This window comes from Pseudoalteromonas sp. '520P1 No. 423', assembly GCF_001269985.1.
Taxonomy (GTDB): Bacteria; Pseudomonadota; Gammaproteobacteria; order Enterobacterales; family Alteromonadaceae; genus Pseudoalteromonas.
In genome coordinates this window covers 1,246,661-1,272,271 of sequence record NZ_BBZB01000001.1, presented here as the reverse complement: position 1 = coordinate 1,272,271, position 25,611 = coordinate 1,246,661, and the positions used below count along the sequence as shown (strand labels likewise).

Sequence of the window (25,611 nt, the reverse complement as noted above, 5' to 3'; positions counted from 1 at the left end):
AAAACGAAATACCAATTAGTTTTAAAACGCGCACCAGAAATTAAAATCATCAACCCTAGTATCATACCGGATACTGCGCTTGCAAATACTTACATCAAATCAACTTACGATAAGCATAGGCTTAGCACTGACAAGAGCACATGCAGATAATAATTATCATATGCTATTAGAGTATGCTGATAAAGCGCTGTATTTTGCTAAATCAAACGGTCGTAATACCAGTGAATTAGCACATTTACCCACTTAATTATAACTATTAAGTTAAATAGCTATCTCCGGTTATGACCTTCATGCCATTATCAGATAATGCAACTTGGTGTAAATGATAAAACATTAAATCTTGATGTAAAATGCATTCTTGTGTATCTATATCGACTAACTCTCGCATTAGCTCTAAGATAGACCAAAAGCTTAAATCTCCCATAAAAGGGATTTCTTCTAGCTGCTGGTTTTCACCAAACAGTTGTGCCAATGACAGTGGTTTAACAGACAAAATATCTAATATTTGCCACTGCGTCCGAGATAGTTCAGGTTTAGGCGGTGTTTCTTCTAAAAACCGTGTAATCGCCAGTTTTAAACTAGGCCAATATTTAAATTCTAACGCTAAACATTGATTAAGCTTAGTGCTTTGAAGTTGCTCCGGAGAAATTAAAGCTTGCCATACGGTATTAGCTAAATCATAAAAGGCTTTTTCTGGAGTGAACCTTGTTTGAAAATAACGCTGTACATGCTCAGCGTTATGTTCTCTGGGTGGTAAGTGATCTGGCAGCATCACGATTTTTAAGCTGTTAGACTCCATGTGGGAGCTTTTAAACCAAGCTAAAAACTGTAATCCAATCAAACAATCAAATAGTTCAGGGGTAAGCCATAATACAATTTCATCGGTCGGGTCTAATGCAAGTAATGCATCATCTCTTTGCTTAAATTTGGCTTTTACATCAGACAAAGCAATGCAAAAAAAATCAGCTAAAAATTCACTACGATATTCACTTATTTTTATTAAGTCTGTTTGTTCCGTAATAGGGCCATGATGCAAAACATCTTGCCATGCTTGAAATTGATCTTGAATGCCTATTTTCTTTAAATAGCTATTAGCACTATCACCATTGGTAATATGGATCATTATTAACCTATAATCTATAAAAGTACTTTTGAAAAATAACTTAATCTGATAAATAGTATTCGATTGTTGAAACCACACGCACTTTTTTAATATTTGGCGTATTTGAATCACGATCTGAAATACTAAATTGCCCTTGTCTTGCAGATTTAATTTTACCTAGTTTGGAATCAGAGTCTTTAGCAAACTTTAGCGCTACTTCTCGGGCATTTTGTGTAGCTGTTTGCACCATTTTAGGTTTTATATCGTTAAGTTTTGTAAATAGAAACTGTAATTTATTATTATACTCTTGTCTTAGCATTACAATATTTTGTTTTGCTAAATCACTTATTTTAGAGCTCGCATTTAATACTTTATCCGGTGAATGAGTATATACTGATAAAGATGATTCAACGGTATAACGATATTTAAACTTTTGATTATTAGAATATTCTGTCGCAAGCTTATCATGTACCGATTGTGTGCCTATTGTAATTTCATTATCATCAAAGCCATGTAACTTTAAAAATGCGATGATGCTCTGATTTTTTGTTTGCACCTTTTCCATTAGCTGCGTTAAATCATTGCCTGCATCGGAAAACTTAATTGGCCAAATAGCCGTATCAGAATTCACTTCAAGTTCAGCAAGCCCTTTAACAACCACTGAGCGCTCCATTGACTTAAATGTAAGCAGTCCACTTTTAATTGATAAACCTAAACCAATTAAGCCTATTATTAATGAAGCGCCGACAATTAAACTATCTATACGAGAATTCTTTTGCAAAATTTAACCCTTTATATGATTTATTCAACTAAGTGTTTATCTAGACCTTTGTATTGTGGTGTTTGTACTGAAAGTACTTTTAAAGGATTTGAGGATGTTACTGTTACACCGTGCTGGGTATTTTCAGGTACGCGTATATAGTCGCCTTTTTTAATCTTAACGACTTTGTCATTAATAGTCATATCACCTGTACCATCCAAAATATAAATGATCTCGGTATGATGTGTGTGAATATGTAAAGGCACCTGATCTGCTATAGATATTAAAAATTCACTTGCATGTTTATCACTGCCTAATTGAGTCACAGATAATTTTCTTGCATCCTCTTGAGCAACTAATGTGTCTAAATTAAGTATTGATGTGCCTAATGCAGCACAAATAAACATGAGCGTCATAATTTACCTTTATATTTTTATTATTTTTGTTCATGGATTTGTGAATAGGATACCTAAGAATTGCTCCAAATCAAAGCTTATACATTATTAGTCGACTAAACGTATATTAGACTAATGGATTAGCCATAAATGTCGCATAATAAACACAGGATCGATAAAGTACTAAAATTAGCATAAGGCAAAGATCATATATGACAGTTAAGCGAATTAGCCAATTTTTCAATCCAAAATCAGTTGCCGTTATTGGTGCATCAAATCAAGAAAACCGTGCAGGTTTTGTGGTAATGAGAAATTTATTACAAGGTGGCTTTTACGGCCCTGTTATGCCTGTTACTCCTAAGTACAAAGCTGTTCATGGTGTGTTAGCTTATCCAACTATTTCTGATCTGCCTCAAGTACCCGATCTCGCTATTGTCTGCACAAATAAACATTTATCATTTAAGCTGATTGGAGAGTTAGGCGCCAAAGGATGCAAATACGCAATTTTAATCGCTTCAGGCTTTAAAACTGAACATAAACATCAGCTAAAAGAAGTGGCAAAAGCTGCTGGCGTAAGTATTTTAGGACCGAATTGTTTAGGCTTACTGATCCCCAGTATTGGTTTAAATGCCAGCTTTTCACATACTGTTGCATCTCAAGGTAAAATCGCTTTTATTTCGCAATCAGCAGCAGTTTGTTCAACCATATTAGATTGGGCACAAAATAGAGGCATCGGGTTTTCATACTTCGTATCTATGGGCGATTGCATCGATATAGATTTTGCTCAGTTAATAGATTTTCTGGGTCGCGATGCCAAAACTCAAGCTATCTTGCTTTACATCGATAATATAGAAGATACTCGTCGATTTATTTCTGCAGCGAGAGCCGCGGCTTTTAGTAAACCTATTATCGCTATTAAAACAGGTAAAACTCAAGCAGGTGCAATAGCAGCACAGCAGCATACTGGTGGCAATACGAGTTCAGATGCAATTTACGATGCCATGTTTCAACGCGCCGGTATGCTCAGGGTAAATGATTTACGCGAATTATTTGCAGCAACTCAGACCCTAGCACTACACCCTAAACTGTTAAAAGTAGAGCAACTGACCATCTTAACGAATGGCGGTGGTCCTGGCGTTATGGCTGTTGATAGTTTAACGCAAACATCTGGAAAGTTAAGCCAGTTAAGCGATGACACTATCGCATTATTAAACAAAGTTTTACCTCAAGAAGATATGGCAAATAATCCTATTGATATTTTTGGTGACTCAGACCCATCGCGATATAAAAAAGCACTTGAAATTCTACTCAAAGCGCCTGAAGTTGAAAACTTATTAATTTTACATAGTCCGTCAGCACTGGCTCCAAGCGAAGATTATGCAAAAATAATTGTTGAAACTGTTAATAATATTCCAAAAATGCAGCGCCCTTATGTATTAACTAATTTTATGGGTGAAGAAGCCGCTTTTAAGGCAAGAAAAATATGTACACAAGGTGCTATACCCACTTATAGAACGCCAGAAGGTGCTGTAGGTGCATTTATGCACTTAATCCAATATCGCAGAAACCAAAAACATTTAACGCAAACACCAGAGTCTTTATTGGAATCATCTCATCACGATCCTATAAAAATTGAGGCAATAATAAATGATCACATCGCTAATAATGAACATTATTTATCTACTCATCAATCTAAGCATATTTTAGATCAATATGGGATCAATACCATAAATACAAAAGCCGCTTTAACACCTACTGATGCGAGAGAGCAAGCGATAGAAATAGGCTTTCCCATCGCTTTAAAACTCATTAGCCCAAGTATCTCATCTAAATCAGATGTGGGTGGTGTAGTCCTTAACCTTAATGACCCCGATGAAGTTGAACAAACCGCTTTTGCCATGTTATTAAGGATAAAAAATACCTATCCAGATGCCAAAATCGAAGGTTTTTCATTACAAAAAATGGCGCCCAGAGCAGGCTCACAAGAGTTACGTATCGCTGTAAAAACCGATCCTAACTTTGGCCCTGTAATCTTACTTGGCGAATCTGGTACAGGCTTAAATTATAAGCAAGCTGCCGTTGCATTACCGCCTCTCAATATGAACTTAGCCAAATACTTAATCGCAGCAGCACAAGATAAAGGTTTAATTAAAGAAAAGCACTTACCTGATAAAATAGACAAATATACTTTATGCGCCCTACTAACCCACGTATCACAACTGATTGTAGAACAAAGTAATATTAATAGTATTGAGCTTAATCCTGTACTGGCAAGTTGCGGAAAATTTTTAATACTAGATGCTGTGATTCAACTGAAAAAGTACCAACCTAAAATTGGCTTTAAACGTTTGTCTATTCGTCCATACCCAAAGGAGCTTGAGAGGCAGATCATACTTAAAAATGGCGAAACAGCGCTTTTAAGACCGATAAAACCAGAAGATGAAAAGTCTCATAGGGCTTTTGATCTGGCGCTAGATAAAGAGGATAGATACAAACGTTTTTTTGGTGAATTACCTGAATTCAGTCATGATCAATTAGCTAAAATGACACAAATAGATTATGACCGAGAAATGGCATTTATCGTCACACAAAAACTAGATGGTAAATCACATACTTTAGGCGTCTCTCGTGTATTAATGGATCCCGACAACCTTGAAGCAGAGTTTGCCATAGTGATCCGTTCAGATCAAAAAGGTTTAGGGTTAGGTCGCGTGCTATTACAAATTGCGATAGATCATTGTAAACATCAAGGTGTTGGTTTAGTTTCAGGTATTACCTTGCCTGAAAATACCGGCATGATTGAACTGGCTCGTAAACTGGGTTTTAAAATCGCCCGAGATTTTGAAGAAGGCACAGTGACAATGAATTTAAATTTAATGAAATAAATACTTCCAATCTTGTCCCCTTTGTCAAATAATGATGAGCGGTTTGATTCAAGTGAACAGCAATCTACTTGGACATTAAAGGGGAATGAGATGAAAAAAGTATTACTAACAGACTGCCCAGATGAAAAAGGTTTAATCGCCAAAATCACCGGGCTTTGTTATGAACATAAATTAAATATCATAAAAAATAACGAATTTGTTGATAATATCAATGAAAGATTTTTTATGCGCACCGAACTTCAAGGTGACTTTACCAAAGTTAATTTTCTTGAAGAGTTAAAAGCCCAACTACCAAACGATTGTAATCTAGAGTTGGTCGGCCAAGAAAAAATGCGTGTGGTCTTATTAGCAACTAAAGAAGCCCATTGCTTAGGCGGTGTTTTATTAAAGTATTTTGAAGATGCGCTCAACATTGAAATTGTTGCTGTTATCTCAAATTATGAAACACTAAAACCACTTGCTGTCGGGTTTAATGTGCCTTATCACTTTATTAGTCATCAAGATCTAACGCGAGTAGAACATGATGAAGCGGTTGCCAAACAAATAGAATTCTACCAACCTGATATTATAGGCTTAGCAAAATATATGCGTATTTTAAGCAGTGATTTTGTAAAACGTTTTAGCGGGAAAGTCATTAATATACACCACTCTTTTTTGCCTGCCTTTATTGGCGCCAAACCTTACCAGCAAGCCTACGAGCGCGGTGTTAAAATGATAGGTGCGACTGCCCATTATGTAACTGACGAGTTAGATGAAGGCCCTATTATTATGCAAGATGTCATTCATGTGACTCATGATGATGACGCTGAATCTTTAGCTAGATTAGGCCGAGATGTAGAAAAGACTGTGTTCTGTAAGGCGCTGCAATTAGCCAGTGAGCATAGACTGTTTGTTAATGGTAATAAAACAGTCGTCTTTAAGTAGGTTTTGATTAAAACTTTATAGATGTAGAAAAAACCAATATATTCCGTAAGGCGCTGCAATTAGCCAGTGAGCATAGACTGTTTGTTAATGGTAATAAAACAGTCGTCTTTAAGTAGGTTTTGATTAAAACTTTATAGATGTAGAAAAAACCAATATATTCCGTAAGGCGCTGCAATTAGCCAGTGAGCATAGACTGTTTGTTAATGGTAATAAAACGGTAGTGTTTAAGTAAGAGAATGTAATAAACATATCCCCGATTACAGTTCGGGGATAATTAAACTTTAGCACATTTTTAAGCCTCTACTGGCGATTCTAATTGTAACTTAGAGGCAATCAATACCGCTTGAGTGCGATTATAAACACCTAACTTTCTGAAAATAGCAGTAATATGCGCTTTAACCGTTGCTTCAGAGATATTTAATTCATATGCAATCTGTTTATTCAATAGACCTTCATGCAAATAACTCAACACTTTATATTGTTGTGGTGTTAAAGATGCAACTTGTGTCGCCACTTTAACTTCATCTCCTGATAATTGATTGACCTTATCTTTCATTGTTTCAGGTAACCAAGTTTCGCCTTCTAATATTTCATTAATTGCAACAGCAATCTCTACCGATGATAAGGATTTAGGGATAAAACCCAATGCGCCATATGCCATCACTTTAGATACAACACTGATTTCTTCACTGCCTGATACCACTGCAATAGGCAGTTCTGGGTGATCTTCACGGATCCTAATTAAGCCATATAAATCATCATTACCCGGCATATGTAGATCTAACAATAAGATATCTAGATCATCTTCTTTTGCTAAAATTTCAAGGGTGGATTTGAAGTTATCGGACTCAAATACAGCCAGCTCACTAAAAGCGTTCTGAAGCGCTCCTTTTAATGCTTCACGAAATAAAGGGTGATCATCCGCTATCAAAAACTTGCTCATAGTTTACTCCTAAAAAAATGGCTGTTATCTCAGTTAGACAACAGCCATTATACTACTCATTTAATTAATACTTAAGCAAGCTATTAACGATTAAGACGGTTTTCAATTAACTCTTCAACTACCGTAGGATCTGCAAGTGTTGAAGTATCACCTAATTGTTGATGTTCATTTGCAGCTATTTTACGTAAAATACGACGCATAATCTTACCTGAGCGGGTTTTTGGTAAACCAGGTGACCATTGGATCATATCTGGCGATGCAATTGGGCTCAGCTCTTTACGCACATGATTACGCACTTGCTTAGTTAGCTCATCTGTAATTGACACACCATCATTAGGCGTCAAATAAACATAGATGCCTTGACCTTTAATTTCATGTGGGTAACCAACAACTGCTGCTTCTGCGACCGCTTCATGTGCCACTAATGCGCTTTCAATTTCGGCCGTACCTAATCGATGACCTGATACATTTAATACATCATCAACGCGACCTGTGATCCAGTAATAACCATCTTCATCACGACGACAGCCATCACCTGTGAAATATACACCTGGATACGCAGAGAAATAAGTCTGTTCAAACCGTTCATGATCTCCGTATACAGTACGTGCTTGTGATGGCCAGCTGTCTAAAATCACTAAATTACCTTCAGCTTCGCCTTCTAATGCATTACCTTCAGCATCAAACAATGCAGGTGCGATACCAAAAAATGGCCTAGTAGCTGAACCTGGTTTCATTTGAGTTGCACCTGGTAATGGCGTGATCATCATGCCACCCGTTTCTGTTTGCCACCATGTATCAACGATTGGACACTGCCCATTACCAATATTTTCATAGTACCAACTCCAAGCCTCAGGATTAATTGGCTCACCAACAGAGCCTAAAATACGTAAACTGTCACGAGTCGAGCTCGCTGTCGGTTCATCACCTTTAGCCATGAGTGCACGGATAGCTGTAGGTGCAGTATATAAAATTGAGACTTTATGTTTATCGACCACTTCCCCCATACGACCCGCTGTAGGATATGTTGGTACGCCTTCAAATAAGACTTGTGTACAGCCATTAGCCAATGGACCATATGCAATATAACTATGACCTGTGATCCAACCTACATCAGCACTACACCAAAATATATCGTCTTCTTTTAAGTCAAATACATACTCATGAGTTAAAGAGGTATAAACTAAGTAACCACCTGTTGTATGTACCACACCTTTTGGCTGACCTGTTGAACCTGAGGTATATAAAATAAATAATGGATCTTCTGCATCCATCACTTCTGGCTCACAAGTTGCCGCTTCATCGGCAACTAAATCATGCCACCAAACATCTTTTTCATGCCAATCAACTTCTCCACCCGTTAATTGATGCACGATTACATGCTCAATAGAGGTAACAGACTCTTGTGATACTGCCTCGTCAACATTTGCTTTAAGCGGTACTTCATTACCTGCCCGTCGACCTTGATCTGACGTGATCACCACTTTGGCATTTGAATTATTAATGCGATCAGCAATGGCAGAAGGAGAGAAACCACCAAATACAACTGAATGCACAGCACCTATACGCGCACATGCTTGCATTGCATAAATTGCTTGTGGTGTCATTGGCATATATATGGCAACACAATCGCCTTTTTTAACACCTAGCTTTCTTAATCCATTTGCTAGCTTACACACTTCATCATGCAGTTTTTGATACGTAATATGTTCAACCGCTTCTGGATTATCACCTTCCCAAATAAGTGCCACTTTATCTGCTTTAGTTTCTAAATGGCGGTCAATACAGTTATAAGAAGCATTTAACTGACCATCTTGATACCATTTAATATCAATATGACCTTTATCAAAAGACGTGTTTTTAGCTTGTGTGTAAGGTTTAAACCAATCAAGTCTTTGACCTTGCTCTTTCCAAAAAGCTTCAGGGTCTTCAAGAGACCATTTATAAAGCTCTAAATACTTCTCTTCATTAATAATTGCAGACTCTTTTACTGAAGACGGTATCTGGTAAATACTCTGTGTCATAACTGTTTCCCTAATTTATTTGCTTCTTGCTTGCAGCAAGAATTACTCAGCTACCAAAGTTAAAACATTAGACTTTAGTATGAATCTCTAATTTATTCATTAAAGATCAAGTTGTTAAGTTATAATTGAACTCTAGACTCTATGCAATAATTACAAAATTCAGATATAAACCTTAACATTTAAATAACATTTTTTCTTTTTAAAAGTAAAAAATTAAGTTTCTGCCTGCAGCTTGTTACACCTTAGTCTTATAGACCAAAAGATAATTGAGCAATTACTGCTCACAAATGAATCTAGCGTTAACAAAAAGTGATATTTGTTTAAACGGGATACAACAATGAAAAATATAAAATTAATGAAATCTCTCACTGCTTTAGCGGTTTTATCTGCTATCTGTACATCTGCATATGCCGCTAACCTTGACAATACAGAAGTAAAATATGGTGGTTATGTAAAATTAGACTCTATGTGGACTGATTATTCTGATGCTTCTTCTGATGGCAGTGTATATGATGGTCTTGGCCGTGACTTTTATGTGCCAAGCACAACACCTGTAGGCGATGGTACTAATAGCCCAGATGCCGTTTTTGATATGCATGCTCGTCAATCTCGTTTTAACTTTGCGACACTGACTAAATTAGACAGCGGAAAAACAATCAAAACTAAAATCGAACTTGATTTTATTGTATCACCTGGTGGCAATGAGCGCGTTTCAAACTCTTATGCACCTAGAATACGACAAGCATTTGTAACTTATGATGGCTGGCTATTTGGTCAAGCTTGGTCGAATTTTCAAAATGTGAGCGCATTGCCTGAAACTTTAGATTTTGTAGGTCCAGCTGAGGGCACAATATTTGTGCGCCAACCGCAAATTAGATATACCACAGGTGGCTTATCTTTCGCTGTTGAAAACCCTCAAAGCACAGTGACTGTAAATGGCGCTCGTATGGAAACAGATGATACAAGTCTTCCTGATTTTAATGTTAAATATACTCATAAAACAGATTGGGGTCATATTACTGTAGCAGGCTTAGTAAGACAGTTAACCTACAAAGCAGCAAGTTATGATGCCGATCAAAGTGCTTATGGTATAAGTGTTTCTGGTCGATTAAATATGGGCAAAAATAACGTTAAATTTATGCTTAATCAAGGTGCCGGTTTAGGGCGCTATGTTGGTTTAAATATCGCTCATGGAGGCGTTTTAACTGAAGATAACAACATAGATACTATAGATTCAACATCTGGTTTTGCAGCTTATCAACATCATTGGAGCGACCAGTTTAGATCTACCCTAATGTACTCTTTTATTGATATAGATAATGATTCTGACTTACTTAATTTAACAGGTAATCCAACTAAATCAAGCATGAGCTACAGTGCTAATTTACTTTACTCTCCTGAGAAAAAACTCACATTTGGTATTGAACTAAAACATGCACAGCGTGAAGTTGAAAATGGAGTAAATGGTGATATGAACCGATTACAATTTTCAGCTAAATACGCTTTCTAATCATATTTAGCCCCCCTAAAGCGATCTATTTAGGTCGCTTTTACTATTATTCTGCCAACTTAACTTAGTTTGTATTTGTTTTTTTGTTGTATCTGCTGTATTTACTTTCAATATATCCGTTAATTTAAAGCTGCTACTAGTTTGAGTACGTGAATGAAACAAACTAAGCCGTTTGAAATCAACCTCCATTAAAAACTTTTGATTAAATAAAGCTGAATAAGTTGCAATATTATCACTTTCTATCAATTCTAATTCGAAAGTACTTTCATTTCCTTTTTTAAGTCTATCAATGCCAAAATCTTTATCATAAATAGCTAATAGCCCCCAAGCTCCCATCATAAAGTGACCTCCTACAGAAGCAGTCATTTCATTTTTTTTGATGCTGTTGATACCTTCTTTAATCCAGTCAAAACCGCCTACAAAAATATCTTTTCCTGGTATTAATCCCATTCTTTTTATTGCATTAATAGCCCCAAAAGCCATTTCATCTGATGCACACCAAAGAATAGATATATTTGGATACCTTTTTAATAATTAAAATGTTTTAGTATAAGCGTCTTATCTAGACCACTGTGCGTAGACGATTTGTTTTAATTCAGCTTGGTAAGAATCAACAACAGCAACTAAGCCACTATTTCGTATCGCTGATTCAGAACCAAAATGGCCACTGATCCCAGCTACAATTAAAGATTTACCTTTCTTTCTCGCCTTTTCAAACAGTCTACTAGCTAATAATTGCGAAGTTTTTTTATTATCATGAAATATTTCACCAACCCAATTCTTAAACTTTCCATTAGGATGTCCAATTGATTTTTTCTCTTTACCTGAGATAGTTTGTTCAAAAGTGATAATTTTAACTGGGTATTTCGTAAGAAAATCAAATGTATTTAAAGCGCCTCCAGGGTAATTGACTAACATGATATAGTCTGGGGTTTCATATTGAGACAAGTATTTTTAAATCACTTGTAGTTGAATAAACCGATTTCCATTACCGTAAATCACATCTAGTTTAATATCTAAATCTTCTGCAGTTTTTTGGTCAACGTTTCGACTTGATGCCAAAAAGGGTCATTTTCAATTGAAGGGTTTATAAGTAGCACATTTAAATTGTTTTTAGCTGCTAAGGCACTATTAAAAAAATAATACTGTTAAATAGAAATACTATTCTTAAATTCATACTCCTTCCCAGCTTTTTTTCATCTCATTTAATATTAGTCTTTAAAACAAAAAACGCAGACTGAGCTGCGTTTTATATTTACAAAGCTTTATTCAGCCATTTATTATACTTCTTCTTTAACATCAACCTCTTCATCATCAACCATAATTTCACCAGTTAATAATAAATTTCTAAGGTTAGTATCTAATTCATTTGCAGCTTCAGGATGTTCTACCATGTACTTCATTGCATTAGCCTTACCTTGACCAATACGCTCTGTACCATAGCTATACCAAGACCCCGCTTTTTGAACTAAGTTATGTTTCACACCTAAGTCAATTAGCTCACCTTCTCTTGAAATACCATTACCATAAACAATTTGGAATTCAGCCTGCTTAAACGGTGCTGATACTTTATTTTTAACAACTTTTACGCGAGTTTCATTACCAACAACTTCATCACCTTCTTTTATTGCACCTGTACGTCGGATATCCAATCTTACAGAGCTATAAAATTTAAGCGCATTACCACCCGTTGTTGTCTCTGGGTTACCAAACATAACACCAATTTTCATACGAATTTGGTTAATGAAAATCATCATGGTATTTGATTGTTTTAAGTTGCCTGTAATTTTACGTAGTGCTTGTGACATTAAACGTGCTTGTAGACCTACGTGATGGTCGCCCATATCACCTTCAATCTCAGCTTTAGGCGTTAATGCTGCTACTGAATCGACTACGATTAAATCTACTGCACCAGAACGTGTTAACATGTCACAAATTTCTAAAGCTTGCTCACCTGTATCAGGTTGAGAAATTAATAATTCGTTTGTATCTACACCTAGCGCACGAGCATAAATAGGGTCTAGTGCATGTTCAGCATCGATAAAAGCACATGTTTTTCCAGCTTTTTGTGCTTGTGCTATTACTTCTAGTGTTAAAGTTGTTTTACCACTAGATTCCGGTCCATAAATTTCAACAACACGGCCCATAGGTAAACCACCTACACCCAAAGCAACATCTAGTGCAAGAGAACCTGTAGAAACAGTTTCAACATCCATAGATTTAGTATCACCAAGCTTCATAATTGAACCTTTTCCGAATTGGCGTTCAATTTGGCTCATTGCTGCACTAAGTGCTTTTTGTTTGTTATCGTTCATTTAACTCTCCGAGATCTAGCGCATTTCTTAATCTTAATTGGGTTCAGTATACTGTATAGAATCACAGTATCAAGCGTATTTTAGAAATTTATATGTTTTATTAATTTTTTTAAAGCAAAAACAATAACTTGAAGTCTAACCTCAGCTCTTTCACCTGGGAATATTTCACAATATGTATAGTTTTCATCTAGATATCTAATACAAAACCATACAGTACCGACAGGTTTTGTCTCAGTCGCTCCACCGGGACCTGCAATGCCTGACACACTTATTGCTATATCTGCATTTGCAGCAATGCACGCGCCTTGCGCCATTTCCATTACTGTTTGCTCGCTTACAGCCCCATGAACTTGTAAAGTTGTTTCTCCTACATTTAATAATTCATTTTTTGCTGTATTACTATAAGTAACAAATGCACGATCTAAATAAGCTGAACTACCAGGTGTATCAGTTATTACATAACTAATGCCGCCCCCGGTACAAGATTCAGCAGTAGTGATCCAAAGTGATTTATCCGTTAGAATAGCCCCTAACTGAGCTGCGAGATCTATAATATCTTGTTGTAATTCCATATTTAGCCTAAATAGATAATTTTTATGTCAATCGATCTTTTTTCTGACCATACTATAAGCCAACAAACACCTATGATGCAGCAATATTTGCGAATTAAAAAAGATCATAGAGAGATCTTACTTTTTTATCGCATGGGTGATTTCTATGAATTATTTTTTGATGATGCTAAAAGGGCTGCACAATTACTAGATATATCACAAACTCATAGAGGCAAAGTCGGTGGTGACCCAATCCCAATGGCGGGTGTGCCCTACCACGCTGTTGAAAACTATTTAGCGCGCTTAGTACAAATGGGTGAGTCTGTCGCACTGTGTGAGCAAGTTGGTGATCCTGCCACCAGCAAAGGGCCTGTTGAACGTAAAGTTGTACGCATTGTTACGCCAGGTACTATTTCAGATGAAGCATTATTACAAGAAAGACAAGACAACTTACTCAGTGCTGTGTGGCAAAATGATAATGGTCATTTTGGTCTTGCATATTTAGATATCAACTCTGGTCGATTTAATATCCTAGAGGCTGACGATGAAGAAACGCTGAATTCTAGTTTACAACGTATTCAACCTGCTGAATTACTCTATCCAGAAGACTTTAAAGCATTTCATTTAATAGAAGGATTTAAAGGCTGCAGAAGACGTCCACTTTGGGAGTTTGATTTAGATACCGCCACTAAACTTTTATGCCAACAATTCGAAACTAAAGATTTAATAGGCTTTGGTGTTGATCAAGCTAAAACAGGCCTAATCGCTGCAGGCTGTTTAATACAGTATGTAAAAGATACTCAGAGAATTGCGCTACCACATATCAGATCCATCACTTTAGAGAAAAACGATCTTAATGTTGTACTAGACGCCGCCACAAGAAAAAACTTAGAGCTAACAATTAATTTATCTGGTTCTATTGAAAATACATTGGCTCAAGTACTTGATAAAACAGCTACAGCGATGGGATCACGTTTATTAAAACGTTGGATCCACACCCCTACACGATGCCATAAAACACTTAATAACCGCCTAGACAGCTTATCTGAATTAATTGATACTGGTTTAACGCCTGAGCTCCATCAATCACTGAGAAGTATTTCAGATATAGAGCGTATTGTTGCAAGACTTGCGTTACGTTCAGCACGTCCTAGAGATTTATCTCGCTTAAGAAATGCCTTACAAGAATTGCACCCACTACAGCAGCTGCTATCAGAGACTAGTAGTAAACGATTGCAAAAAATAAAACATAGCTCACCTGTTCTACCTGAATTACAAAGCCTATTAGAAAACGCGATTATTGATAACCCTCCTGTACTTATTCGTGATGGCGGTGTCATTGCTGAAGGTTATAATTCAGAACTTGATGAGTGGCGCGCTTTAAGTCAGGGTGCTACAGATACACTAGAAAAACTAGAGCAAAGAGAGCGTGAGCGCACAGGTATTGCCACACTTAAGATAGGTTATAATCGTGTTCATGGTTTTTATATCGAAGTCAGCCGCGCCTATTCTGAACAAGTTCCTGTTGAATATGTCAGACGACAAACGCTCAAAAATAATGAAAGATATATTATCCCTGAATTAAAAGAGCATGAAGACAAAGTGCTAGGCAGCCAAAGTAAAGCTTTAGCCCTAGAAAAAAAACTATATGAAGAGATATTTGATCTAATCGCGCCGGATCTTGAAAAGTTACAGATCATGTCTGCAGCACTCAGTGAACTTGATGTACTTAATAACTTTGCTGAACGTGCTGAAACGCTAAATTACAACAAACCGACATTAGTTGATGGACAAGTTATCGACATTCTACAAGGTCGTCATCCTGTTGTAGAGCAAGTGCTGAAAGACCCATTCATCTCAAATCCAATTCAGTTATCACCAGATCGTAAAATGCTGATCATTACAGGTCCAAATATGGGTGGTAAATCAACCTATATGCGTCAAACAGCTTTAATTGTATTAATGGCACATATAGGCTGTTTTGTACCTGCCTGCAAAGCTAAAATTGGCTTAGTGGATCGTATTTTTACGCGTATTGGTGCCAGTGATGACTTAGCCTCTGGGCGCTCAACTTTTATGGTTGAAATGACAGAAACCGCTAATATTTTAAATAATGCCACTAAACATTCTTTAGTTCTAATGGATGAAATTGGCCGTGGTACTAGTACTTACGATGGCTTATCTTTAGCATGGGCAACTGCTGAGTACCTAGCAAATAAAATTTCAGCTAAAACATTATTTGCAACGCATTATTTTGAATTAACTGAGTTACCAGAACATTTACCACAGCTAGCAAACGTACATTTAGACGCTGTTGAGCATAATGATACAATTGCCTTTATGCATAAGGTTTTAGATGGTGCTGCAAGTAAGAGCTTTGGCTTACAAGTCGCCTCGCTTGCCGGTGTGCCAAAATCAGTTATAAAACAAGCCAAACATAAATTACATATGTTAGAAAACCACCAAAGCATTAGTGAGATCCCAGCAGGATCAAATGAAAATCAAACTGTATTACCTTTTGAAGAGGTAACGCACCCTGCTATTGATGAATTATCTGGGTTAGATCTTGATAATTTAACGCCAAGAGAAGCGTTACAACAACTTTATAAGTTAAAAGATTTAATTTAATAACTAAAATACTTTCTCCTAGTTGCTAATTGTAGCTAGGAGGACTAATTTTAATGTAATTCAAAATATTAAACCTCAATTGCTTTACTTTATAATTATCTGAATTTTTGACACTTACACAAAACCTTACATCTTCAATCAAAATCATCATAAATAACTAACATTTTATTGATAAAAAAAATTACTTTCTTCTAAAGTTATATGCAAGTACACACTCACAGGAGAGGGAAAATGAAAAAATATTCACTAGTATTAACTTTAATGACAGTCTTAGGAGCATCAATCTCATTTGCTCATGCAGAAGCACCTATGACTGATTATATGAAAACAGCGTTAACTGAAACTTGTATAGCTGTTAAAAGTAATAGTATTTTGAAGCTAAGCGAAGAGCTTAGAGAATACAACTTAAAAATTGCCACTATCAGAGATAAACTTTGTGCAATGGCGAATCAGTACATCAATTTACTTTAACGCATAACGCAACTAAAACGGCAAATAAAATCAATAAAGGCTCAGTTTCTATTAAAGAAATAGCAAGTCTACCGCAAGAAAAGTAATGGTTTTGGGTAAACTAAACTTAATACAAGTATGTTTATTAACTAAAAAAAGTTTACTTAAAATAAGTAAACCTTTTTGTTTTACTAGTGACAGTAATTTAGCTGTTTATATGTCACATGATTTATTGTTGAAATAAAGATTCAATATTTAAACCTTGATGACTGAGTACTTCTTTTAGTCGTCTTAATGCTTCAACCTGAATTTGACGAACACGTTCACGTGTTAAACCTATTTCTTTACCAACATCTTCTATGGTTGAGGGTTCATAACCAAGCAGTCCGAAACGGCGTGCAAGTACTTCTCTTTGTTTCGAGTTTAGCTCTTCTAACCAATGAATTATATTGTCTTTAATATCATCTTCTTGAATACGTGTATCTGGACCACCGCTTTTTTCATCGGCAAGAATATCTAATAAAACTTTATCTGAATCTCCCCCTATTGGCGTATCAACAGAACCGATTCGCTCATTTAGACGGAGCATTTTATTAACGCTTTCTACGGGACGGTCAAGTTTTGCAGCTATCTCTTCAGCTGTGGGCTCATGATCTAAAGATTGTGTTAGTTCTCGCGCTGTTCTGAGGTAAACATTTAATTCTTTTACAACGTGAATTGGTAATCTAATCGTGCGTGTTTGATTCATAATTGCACGCTCAATGGTTTGCCTTATCCACCAAGTTGCATAAGTTGAAAATCTAAAACCACGTTCAGGATCAAATTTTTCAACAGCGCGGATCAGACCTAAATTTCCTTCTTCTATTAGATCTAACAATGCTAAACCACGATTATTATAACGACGGGCAATTTTTACGACTAGGCGTAGATTACTTTCAATCATACGTTTTCTTGAGGCTTCACAACCCTTAAGGGCTTTACGTGAAAAATATACTTCTTCTTTTGCTGATAATAAAGGGGAAAAGCCAATTTCACCTAAATATAGTTGAGTCGCGTCTAAATTTTTAACAACTTCAGTTTTTGACGCGCTCTCTTCTTTCGACTCTTCTTGCTCAACTTTTTCGAGAATCTCAGAACTTGGCTCGTTTTCAGTTATATCATCCATTTTGACGTCCATAGTTATCTCCTTAATAGTTTCAGTTATATCACCCATAAGCATTCTCCTAATCAGTGAATATACGTACAACACATTAAACTAACACTATGGCAAGTATTTCACAGGATTCACTGACTTACCGCGATAACGAATCTCAAATCTTAGCCCCGTCATTTTGGCATCACTACTACCCATCTCTGCTATTAATTGCCCAGCTTTTACTTCCTGTTTTTCCTTTACTAATAATCGTCTATTATGAGCATATGCACTTAGATAATCATCGTTATGTTTGACTATAATTAATTGCCCATAGCCTTTGAGCGCACTGCCTGCATATACTACAGTTCCATGAGATGCTGCATGTATTGCAGTACTACGTTTATTAGCTATCAGAATTCCTTTAAAGCCATTATCTTTATTCGAAAAACGTCTAATTACCTTACCTTTTGCTGGCCATTGCCATGCTACGTTTTTGGCATATTGCGTTTTTTTTGTTTTTGATAATTTATTGGCTTGTTTTTGAACATACTCCGGTTTTTTTGGCTGTACAAGATCTTTCTTTGATAACTTGTTACTTTTTTGTTTATAACTTGTAGTTAAGGCTGTTTTTTTAGCCTGTTTTGTTGTGTTTTTCTTGCTTGCTAACAAGCTCTTTAGTTTAAGTTTTTGCCCTGGATAGATCTTATACGGCTTAGAGATCCCGTTGATCTTAGCAAGATCTCTAAAATCCTTATTTGCTCGAAATGAGATCGAATAAAGGGTTTCACCTTTTTTTACAATATAGCTGCTACTTCTTATTTTAATTTTTTGCTTCGAAGTGGTCGGAGCAGTTGAAAGACTAGCAACAGGTGCAGGTGTAACTCTTTGAGTACAACCAATGGTTAATACGCATAAAAACGTCACAAAAATAATATGTATTATGCGAATCATAAAATAAATGTAATTCCCTATTTGGTGAATTTGTTGGTTAGCAAAAAGCTAATATTTATTATGCAAGGTCGCCAGGTATTAACGGAACAAACCTAACAGCTTCTAATGCTTGCTGTATAAAGTTATCACCTTGGCGTTTAAACATCACTAGCTTTTGCTCTCCAGCTCCAATAGGCGCGACTAAAATACCATTGTCAGATAATTGATAGAGTAACTCAGTGGGCACTTCAGATGCCGCAGCCGTTACAATAATGCCATTAAATGGCGCTTTACTTTTCCAGCCAAGCCAGCCATCACCATGTTTCATGGCTACATTATATAAATCTAGACTTTGTAATCGGCGCTTAGCTTGCCACTGTAACGATTTGATACGCTCAACAGAATAAACTTCACTAAATACCTTAGCTAAAACAGCACTTTGATAACCTGAACCAGTGCCTATTTCAAGCACTCTATCTGTAACGCCCTGCTCAATTAAGATTTGCGTCATCTTAGCTACAATATATGGTTGTGATATTGTTTGACCTAACCCAATAGGCAAAGCCGTATTTTCATAAGCTTTATGAGTTAATATGGAATCAACAAAATCATGCCTAGGTATTGAGGCTATGGCATCTAATACAGCTTGTTGGTTTATGCCTTCTTCATATAGTTTTTGGGCTAAAACATGGGCACTACGATTCACTGTTTGCTTATTTGTGTTCAACGCCTTTAAGCTCCATTTTATCGATCCATCCCTGCATTACTTGCAAACTACTTTTTGCTGTCATGTCTACATTTAGCGGTGTAATAGATGCAAAACCTTGGTTTACAGCAAAAAAATCCGTACCTTCTCCTGCATCCAATTCACCACCTAAAGTACCATACCAATATATATCCCTGCCCCAAGGATCTTTTTGTTTACTCATTGTTTCAGCTTTATGCCTTGAGCCCAGTCTAGTTACTTTTAACCCTTTTAGTTCTGACAGAGGAATATCTGGCACATTGATATTAATTATTTGATCACTTGGTAAAGGATGTGATGCCAATTCTGAGATCAAGTCAACCGTTACAGACGCAGCAGTTTCATAGTTATCTTCTTTTTTAGAACACAAAGACACCGCAATTGCAGGTAATCCCATATACCGGCCTTCAGTTGCAGCAGCAACTGTGCCTGAATATAAAGTATCATCACCTAAGTTTGCACCATTATTAATGCCTGCAACAACTAGGTCTGGTGTATGATCTAATAGCTCATTTAATGCTAAGTGAACACAGTCTGTTGGAGTGCCATTAACGGAAATAAAACCGTTATCTAAGGTTGTTGCTCTCAGTGGGTTCATTAAGGTTAATGAGTTACTGGCACCACTACAGTTGCGATCTGGCGCGACAACACTTACATCTGCAATTTTTGATAATGCCTGATATAAAGCAAGAATACCTTTTGCATGTACACCATCATCATTACTTAATAAAATTTTCATTGCTCATCCTTTTCAATATTTCTTCTTAAAGATGTATCCGTACAATTGGCTAATTCACGTAATACTGAAGTTGCAAAACATCCTTTATTAAGCTCAAACTCTAATACTAAATCAGTTTCATTTTCTTGTGTAACAGTCAGGCCTTTTGGAATCAATTTTAGCGTTCTTCTTTCTGTTTTTAAGCCTAGCTCAATTAAACCTTCTCGCCATTCTTTATAATCTTCAAGCCAGATCAACTCGAGATCTGTTAAACCTTTATCACCCATGCCAATTAAAGGCGCAGATAAACAAATATCACCACTCGCTAAACGGTCTATTGTTTGCGTATTAATATCTTCTTTGAAAAATGCATTACTACCACTGAGCATAAAAACTTCTTGTGGCAATGTTTTTGCTAATCCGTGTGCAGTTACTCTTAAGTCAACAATTTGATTAAAAACAAATGAACGTGCTGCTGAAATAATCAAACCTCTTAATTTTCGATCCCTGATCCTTTCACCAGCAAACATACGTTTTGCCATATCTAAGTTATGTCCACCATGTCCAAACCTTTGCGGGCCAAAATAATTAGGTACACCGCTTCTAACCGCATTGATCCGACATAAAACATCAAGTGGATCTGTGACGTTTCTCAGCCTAATTGTAAATTTATTACCTTTATGACAACCCGTTTTCAATTTCCGGCTATGCCTTTTTTGGGTTAATACAAATAAGCTTTCGCTATTTAGCTTAGAAAAGTCGATATCTTTTTTAATTGGTACCGGTACACTGAACCATTGACTACAAACACCATGCCTATCTTTTAAACCTGCATAGCTGACATTTTTTGGTGAAGTTTGGGCAAATTCAGCCAGTTTCTTAACAATAAACTGCGTATTTTCACCTTTTTTAACCACTTGCAAACACACATGTTCGCCTTCACCTGAAAGCTCAAAACCAAGTACTTCATCAACGATAAAGTCTTCAGCTTGTTGTTTAAAATCAGCTTGTGCTAATGGCTTTCCATATAAGTAATTTAGGTCGCAGAAATTTAACTCACTCATGATGTACTATTTAACTCTTTATCTATCTTTTGTAAAATCACAACAGCATGGCTTGAGATCCCTTCTTTACGACCTTCAAATCCTAGTTTTTCTGTTGTAGTTGCTTTGACATTAACTTGAGAAATATCAGCATTTAAATCACTCGCTAGAATTGAACGCATATTTTCTATATGAGGCAGCATCTTTGGTGCTTGTGCTACAATTGTAATATCAGCATTACCTAAACAATATCCTTTATTTTCAGCTAGATTAACTACATGGCGTAATAATATTCTACTATCTATATTTTCATATTCACTGGCAGTATCAGGAAAATGTTTACCAATATCACCTAATGCCAGTGAGCCTAAAATGGCATCACATAAGGCATGTATTGCCACATCACCGTCAGAGTGCGCTATAAAGCCTTGTGCATAATCAATTTTAACACCTGCAATTGTTAAAGGTCCTGTGCCACCAAATTTATGTACATCAAAACCATGTCCTATGCGTAGCATTGTTACTCCAATATATTATGTGTTTGTGATAAATAAAAACTCGCTAATTGCAAATCTTCGGGTGTTGTAATTTTGATATTGTCAGAACGGCCTGCCACTAGCATAACCTCAAACCCAGCCCATTCCATTGCAGAGGCTTCATCAGTAATTTCTATATTTTGTGCAAGAGCATCACTAAGTGATTTATGTAATACTTCAAATTTAAATATTTGCGGCGTCATAGCTTGCCATAAAGCATCTCGAGGCACAGTCTCTAATACCAAGTCTAGCGGCCTATTATTTTTAGATTTTTTGATAGTATCTTTAACTTTAGAAGCTAAAATTCCGCCATTTTGATTAATAATGGCCGTATCAATCAATTTATTTATATCATCAGGGGAAACCAATGGTCTTGCGGCATCATGAACTAAAACCCAATCAATTTTGTTGTTACTATTTTGTTTTAGATTATCCAACGCATTTAACACAGAGATAGCCCTAGAACTGCCACCTATTACAGTGCTAATTTTTACATTATTGATTTTAAGCTGATTATAAAATCCGTCATCAGGACTAATCGCAACACTTATTTGATTGATATCTTTAATTTGAGCGAGTTTATCTAAGGTATGTTCTAATACAGTTTTATGATTAATTTTTAAATACTGCTTAGGTAAGTCACTTTGCATTCTGCTACCAATACCAGCAGCAGGAACAATCGCGGCAATATTAAAATTCGCTTTATCAGTCATTTTTATTCTTTATATGTATTTTTATTCGGTAATAAACGGAAAAAAGTTTCGCCCGGTTTAATCAAGCCCAGTTCGTTACGAGCGCGTTCTTCTACGCCTTCTAAACCGGTTTTTAAATCCTTAATATCCGCTTCTAATAATTTATTACGTTTTATTAGCTGCTCATTCAATTTTTGGTGTTTAGTAACAGCAGTTTGTAAGCGGGTATAATCTTTTACGCCATTATGTGCAAACCATAATTTATACTGTAATAGAATAAGTAAACACAGTAACCCTATCTGAAATAGCCTCATTTGATTTGGGTTCTCCGATTATTTAGGGCTAGCCTAAGTGAGTGGTTTAGCAAAATTATGCCAATTAATTCGAGCTGCTAATAACATTTCTCGTAAAGATAACAAGCGTGGCGTCACTCTTTTACCTTCACGCCATCGGTGCCCACAACAAGCCGCCGTCATAACAGATTTTGTTGGTTTTAAAATATATGCGCTCTGGCTATCTAATTGTTGGCCTGATAAATCAAACCAACCATGTTCATTACAATGAATTTTATCTTTATAGACTTGATCTAAGCAATCTATTTTAACGACTAATTCACCTTTGTTTAGTACAGCTAAAGGTAAAATAAATCCAGGAAACGACTTTTTTGTATAAAACCGACTATTTTTCTCTTTATCAAGACATGGAAACTTTCTACTTTGCTTTGCAATCCAACAGCCATTTTGACCATCCAGTTGCAAGGGGCTATTTCCTTGTAAAATATGCTCAGACGCACGCTCAATATAATATGGCAAACTTGCTAATAGTCTTCTAAGCCGATTATGATCAGACTCGCGACTCAAGCGCACGACTTCTCGAGCATAAAATGCATTGCATAATTCTATATAGGCAAGATGATTTTCGCCCTTGACTAGCAAATCCGATTGCAATTTTAGCTGTTCTGACAATGAGTTAACCTCAGGTACTATTTAGTTATATCATAATAGCCTAAAAAAAGAACATTTATCAAAATCATACTAACAACGACTTAGATTAAGGTTTATTACCTAATTTGGCTTGCCCGTTCTCCAAAAACTGAACTGCTTCTTTACGCTTTTTGCCAATTAAAATACTACCGTCACTCATAAATAAGAAGTTTTTCCAGTATTTTTTGAAAATACTCCAGCTTGTTTCTATTACATCACGGCGACTGTTGCAAAAATATATAACGGTATTATTGTCCCAGTTTAAATGTGCAAGTATTTCTTCTGGTAAATGTTCTTCGTCATTTTCCCAAAGCTTTTCCCATTCAATGCTTTCAACCCAGTTATCATCATTACCAGGCCAGTCTGATGATTTAAAAAAATCGGGATGATCATTTTCATTGCTAAGAAAGCTTGCCCATAAATTCGCTGAACGCGATTCACTCATAGGTTTAATTTTTAGAAAATCATCAGGATCTATCGGTAAGTCTTTGTGACGAAAAACCCATGCTTTTTTGTAATCACTTAACGAAATATAGTTCATTGAATATATGCTTAATAGAGAAATAACAAACTTGACTAGTATACCGATTATTGACGTTCAGAAATAATTAAATTTATGATAGTCAGTATTTTTTCTACAACTATCTTCCAGAAGTTAAAACTGATGCATTAATCTAAGATCAACAGCTTACATCTGATAAGAGAAAGTCGATTATTAACTTTAATAATTTGTAAATCTATGATGTAATTTATTATAATTAATCATTAAGTTATATGGAATTAAAATGAAGACCCTTTTTCTTACTTTTCTTAGCTTTGCTATTATTGGCTGTACTAATATTCAATTTAACGATCGTTATGAAAACTTAAAGTGGCCAAAAGTAATCATTGCTCCTTTTAATGGAGAGGATGCAAGTATCGCTGAAGTAAAGTTTGAACACCACTTCGCAACCAGCTCACAAATAGAAGTTATTCCACCTAGCTTAATCATGATGTTATTGAAAGATAATGACTTAATTGAAGCATATGAAAATGATCAAACCAAAGCATTATTCATTCTAGCTGAAAAAATCGATGCTAAAGGTATACTGCTAGCTGAAGTAGACTCAAAACCTATGACTCGCTCTAGTTATGCCGAAGCTGATATTATGGCAAAATTAATCGATGTAAAAACAAAAACGCTTGTAGCAACAAGCCATCATGAAACAACCTCTATCATTTCTAATTCAGAATCTTTAATAAAGGACGTAGCTGAGGACTCGATTGACGATTTTGATCTTGTATTTGAAAGACTTCACGGCGTAGATTTTTGGACAAGCTTTCTTGGTAATTTCTAGCATTATAATTTAAATCAATTCCTAAATATTTGCAGCTAACTCTTAGTTTGTCTGTAAATATTTAAATCACTCCAGTACAACACTCAATGACCCGAATAAAAAGTTATCAACAAAAAAGTAAAAATATGGGATGATTACCTCATCTGACCACTTCAAGGTAATGACCATGCAATTTAATGGCACTGAAAACTATATCGCGAGTAACTCTTTAAAACTTGCCGTTAATGCGGCCATCCTGTTAGAAAAGCCTTTATTCATAAAAGGTGAGCCTGGCACAGGTAAAACCATGTTAGCTGAAGAACTTGCCGCTGCTTTAGGTACTGATTTAATTCAATGGCATATAAAATCAACCACTAAAGCCCAGCAAGGATTATATGAGTATGATGCTGTATCTCGCTTAAGAGATAGCCAACTTGGTGATGAGAAAGTAAATGATATTGGCAACTACATAGTTAAAGGTAAATTATGGCAAGCATTTGATGCCTCTAGACGCCCAGTTCTATTGATTGATGAGATAGATAAGGCTGATATAGAATTTCCAAATGACTTATTACTTGAGTTAGACAAGATGGAGTTCCATGTTTATGAAACACAAGAACGCATTGTCGCCAAGCAAAGACCTATCGTAATTATCACATCTAATAATGAAAAAGAACTTCCCGATGCTTTTTTACGCCGCTGTTTCTTTCACTATATTAATTTTCCAACAACCAGTGAAATGCAGCAAATCATAGATGTGCATCATCCTGATGTAAAACAAAACCTAGTCACAGCTGCACTTGAAACTTTTTTTAATTTACGTGAAGTTAACGGCCTTAAAAAGAAACCTTCTACAAGTGAATTACTTGATTGGCTTAAATTATTACTTGCTGAAGATATCTCACCTGAAGCACTGCAAGATAAAACAAATAAAGGTGGTTTAATGCCAATGTTTGGTGCTTTACTTAAAAATGAGCAAGACATCACTTTATTAGAAAAGCTTGCTTTTATGAGTAGAAGATGACC

At 36.0% G+C, this 25,611-nt stretch carries 28 protein-coding genes; 9 read left to right on the top strand and 19 right to left on the bottom strand.

Annotated features, from left to right (window positions below):
• Nucleotides 1-79: 79 nt before the first annotated feature.
• Nucleotides 80-247 carry a diguanylate cyclase domain-containing protein gene (locus PSA_RS24375; protein WP_231665225.1) on the top strand — a complete coding sequence of 56 codons (168 nt, stop codon included), beginning with the start codon at nt 80-82 and terminating at the stop codon, nt 245-247.
• A gap of 9 nt (nt 248-256) precedes the next feature.
• Here PSA_RS24375 and PSA_RS05855 read toward each other — a convergent pair whose 3' ends face one another.
• From PSA_RS05855 to PSA_RS05845, 3 genes are read right to left on the bottom strand one after another with little or no spacing between them, the layout of a single operon-like run.
• Nucleotides 257-1,123 (bottom strand): DUF1835 domain-containing protein, encoded by an 867-nt coding sequence (locus PSA_RS05855; protein WP_042146448.1) that lies wholly within the window; start codon nt 1,121-1,123, stop codon nt 257-259.
• Between the two features lie 40 nt (nt 1,124-1,163).
• Entirely contained in the window at nt 1,164-1,883 is a 720-nt protein-coding gene (locus PSA_RS05850; RefSeq protein ID WP_042146447.1) for an SIMPL domain-containing protein, read from the bottom strand.
• A gap of 20 nt (nt 1,884-1,903) precedes the next feature.
• Nucleotides 1,904-2,278, bottom strand: coding sequence for a cupin domain-containing protein (locus tag PSA_RS05845; protein WP_042146445.1), 375 nt, complete (start codon nt 2,276-2,278; stop codon nt 1,904-1,906).
• A gap of 191 nt (nt 2,279-2,469) precedes the next feature.
• Here PSA_RS05845 and PSA_RS05840 point away from each other — a divergent pair, with 191 nt between their 5' ends.
• Both PSA_RS05840 and purU read left to right on the top strand, forming a co-directional pair.
• Nucleotides 2,470-5,142: a bifunctional acetate--CoA ligase family protein/GNAT family N-acetyltransferase gene (locus tag PSA_RS05840; RefSeq protein WP_042146443.1), complete on the top strand. Its 2,673-nt coding sequence runs from the start codon at nt 2,470-2,472 to the stop codon at nt 5,140-5,142.
• Nucleotides 5,143-5,232: 90 nt separating this feature from the next.
• The gene (gene purU / locus PSA_RS05835; protein ID WP_059364790.1) at nt 5,233-6,066 is read left to right on the top strand and encodes a formyltetrahydrofolate deformylase; all 834 of its coding nucleotides are present in this window, start codon (nt 5,233-5,235) and stop codon (nt 6,064-6,066) included.
• Between the two features lie 292 nt (nt 6,067-6,358).
• Here the strand turns inward: purU and PSA_RS05830 are convergent, their stop codons facing one another.
• Nucleotides 6,359-7,009, bottom strand: a complete 651-nt coding sequence (locus PSA_RS05830) for a response regulator transcription factor (protein ID WP_042146433.1) — start codon at nt 7,007-7,009, stop codon at nt 6,359-6,361.
• Nucleotides 7,010-7,092: 83 nt separating this feature from the next.
• On the bottom strand, nt 7,093-9,033 hold the full coding sequence (gene acs, locus PSA_RS05825) for an acetate--CoA ligase (RefSeq protein WP_042146431.1): 1,941 nt from the start codon (nt 9,031-9,033) through the stop codon (nt 7,093-7,095).
• Between the two features lie 316 nt (nt 9,034-9,349).
• Here acs and PSA_RS05820 point away from each other — a divergent pair, with 316 nt between their 5' ends.
• Nucleotides 9,350-10,543, top strand: coding sequence for a DcaP family trimeric outer membrane transporter (locus tag PSA_RS05820; RefSeq protein ID WP_305777618.1), 1,194 nt, complete (start codon nt 9,350-9,352; stop codon nt 10,541-10,543).
• Between the two features lie 15 nt (nt 10,544-10,558).
• On the opposite strand, the gene PSA_RS05815 is transcribed toward PSA_RS05820, so the two are convergent.
• The 4 genes from PSA_RS05815 to PSA_RS05800 all read right to left on the bottom strand — a co-directional run bounded on the left by PSA_RS05815 (nt 10,559) and on the right by PSA_RS05800 (nt 13,430).
• Nucleotides 10,559-11,026 carry a hypothetical protein gene (locus tag PSA_RS05815; RefSeq protein ID WP_052380033.1) on the bottom strand — a complete coding sequence of 156 codons (468 nt, stop codon included), beginning with the start codon at nt 11,024-11,026 and terminating at the stop codon, nt 10,559-10,561.
• Nucleotides 11,027-11,101: 75 nt separating this feature from the next.
• Nucleotides 11,102-11,461 carry a hypothetical protein gene (locus tag PSA_RS05810; RefSeq protein ID WP_127924139.1) on the bottom strand — a complete coding sequence of 120 codons (360 nt, stop codon included), beginning with the start codon at nt 11,459-11,461 and terminating at the stop codon, nt 11,102-11,104.
• 362 nt (nt 11,462-11,823) lie between these two features.
• Entirely contained in the window at nt 11,824-12,858 is a 1,035-nt protein-coding gene (gene recA, locus PSA_RS05805; RefSeq protein ID WP_042146427.1) for a recombinase RecA, read from the bottom strand.
• Nucleotides 12,859-12,938: 80 nt separating this feature from the next.
• Nucleotides 12,939-13,430, bottom strand: a complete 492-nt coding sequence (locus PSA_RS05800; protein WP_042146425.1) for a CinA family protein — start codon at nt 13,428-13,430, stop codon at nt 12,939-12,941.
• Between the two features lie 24 nt (nt 13,431-13,454).
• On the opposite strand from PSA_RS05800, the gene mutS reads away from it, so the two are divergent.
• From mutS to PSA_RS27085, 3 genes are all read left to right on the top strand, one after another.
• Nucleotides 13,455-16,037, top strand: coding sequence for a DNA mismatch repair protein MutS (mutS, locus tag PSA_RS05795; RefSeq protein WP_042146424.1), 2,583 nt, complete (start codon nt 13,455-13,457; stop codon nt 16,035-16,037).
• 231 nt (nt 16,038-16,268) lie between these two features.
• The gene (locus tag PSA_RS05790) at nt 16,269-16,508 is read left to right on the top strand and encodes a hypothetical protein (protein ID WP_042146422.1); all 240 of its coding nucleotides are present in this window, start codon (nt 16,269-16,271) and stop codon (nt 16,506-16,508) included.
• Nucleotides 16,472-16,594 carry a DUF3718 domain-containing protein gene (locus tag PSA_RS27085; protein ID WP_082305638.1) on the top strand — a complete coding sequence of 41 codons (123 nt, stop codon included), beginning with the start codon at nt 16,472-16,474 and terminating at the stop codon, nt 16,592-16,594. The genes PSA_RS05790 and PSA_RS27085 overlap by 37 nt, the downstream gene beginning before the upstream one ends.
• A 122-nt stretch (nt 16,595-16,716) precedes the next feature.
• Here the strand turns inward: PSA_RS27085 and rpoS are convergent, their stop codons facing one another.
• The 10 genes from rpoS to PSA_RS05740 all read right to left on the bottom strand — a co-directional run bounded on the left by rpoS (nt 16,717) and on the right by PSA_RS05740 (nt 23,810).
• Entirely contained in the window at nt 16,717-17,664 is a 948-nt protein-coding gene (gene rpoS / locus PSA_RS05785; protein ID WP_231665325.1) for an RNA polymerase sigma factor RpoS, read from the bottom strand.
• An 84-nt stretch (nt 17,665-17,748) separates the two neighbouring features.
• Nucleotides 17,749-18,573 carry a peptidoglycan DD-metalloendopeptidase family protein gene (locus tag PSA_RS05780; protein ID WP_042146418.1) on the bottom strand — a complete coding sequence of 275 codons (825 nt, stop codon included), beginning with the start codon at nt 18,571-18,573 and terminating at the stop codon, nt 17,749-17,751.
• 58 nt (nt 18,574-18,631) lie between these two features.
• On the bottom strand, nt 18,632-19,279 hold the full coding sequence (locus PSA_RS05775) for a protein-L-isoaspartate(D-aspartate) O-methyltransferase (protein ID WP_042146416.1): 648 nt from the start codon (nt 19,277-19,279) through the stop codon (nt 18,632-18,634).
• The gene (surE, locus tag PSA_RS05770; protein ID WP_042146414.1) at nt 19,266-20,036 is read right to left on the bottom strand and encodes a 5'/3'-nucleotidase SurE; all 771 of its coding nucleotides are present in this window, start codon (nt 20,034-20,036) and stop codon (nt 19,266-19,268) included. Before surE ends, PSA_RS05775 begins: the two co-directional genes overlap by 14 nt.
• Nucleotides 20,033-21,079, bottom strand: coding sequence for a tRNA pseudouridine(13) synthase TruD (truD, locus tag PSA_RS05765; protein WP_042146412.1), 1,047 nt, complete (start codon nt 21,077-21,079; stop codon nt 20,033-20,035). Before truD ends, surE begins: the two co-directional genes overlap by 4 nt.
• Complete coding sequence (gene ispF, locus PSA_RS05760; protein WP_042146409.1) at nt 21,076-21,576, bottom strand: 2-C-methyl-D-erythritol 2,4-cyclodiphosphate synthase; 501 nt, start codon at nt 21,574-21,576, stop codon at nt 21,076-21,078. The genes truD and ispF overlap by 4 nt, the downstream gene beginning before the upstream one ends.
• A 2-nt stretch (nt 21,577-21,578) precedes the next feature.
• Nucleotides 21,579-22,307 (bottom strand): 2-C-methyl-D-erythritol 4-phosphate cytidylyltransferase, encoded by a 729-nt coding sequence (ispD, locus tag PSA_RS05755; RefSeq protein ID WP_042146407.1) that lies wholly within the window; start codon nt 22,305-22,307, stop codon nt 21,579-21,581.
• Between the two features lie 2 nt (nt 22,308-22,309).
• Nucleotides 22,310-22,600, bottom strand: a complete 291-nt coding sequence (gene ftsB, locus PSA_RS05750) for a cell division protein FtsB (RefSeq protein ID WP_042146405.1) — start codon at nt 22,598-22,600, stop codon at nt 22,310-22,312.
• Between the two features lie 33 nt (nt 22,601-22,633).
• Nucleotides 22,634-23,251: a hypothetical protein gene (locus PSA_RS05745; protein ID WP_042146403.1), complete on the bottom strand. Its 618-nt coding sequence runs from the start codon at nt 23,249-23,251 to the stop codon at nt 22,634-22,636.
• Between the two features lie 85 nt (nt 23,252-23,336).
• Entirely contained in the window at nt 23,337-23,810 is a 474-nt protein-coding gene (locus PSA_RS05740; RefSeq protein ID WP_042146401.1) for a DUF2947 domain-containing protein, read from the bottom strand.
• 244 nt (nt 23,811-24,054) lie between these two features.
• Here PSA_RS05740 and PSA_RS05735 point away from each other — a divergent pair, with 244 nt between their 5' ends.
• Together PSA_RS05735 and PSA_RS05730 are read left to right on the top strand one after the other, a co-directional pair.
• Nucleotides 24,055-24,606 (top strand): hypothetical protein, encoded by a 552-nt coding sequence (locus tag PSA_RS05735; RefSeq protein ID WP_042146399.1) that lies wholly within the window; start codon nt 24,055-24,057, stop codon nt 24,604-24,606.
• A gap of 166 nt (nt 24,607-24,772) precedes the next feature.
• A complete protein-coding gene (locus tag PSA_RS05730) occupies nt 24,773-25,609 on the top strand; it encodes a MoxR family ATPase (protein ID WP_042146397.1) in 837 nt (278 codons plus the stop codon).
• Nucleotides 25,610-25,611 lie beyond the last annotated feature (2 nt).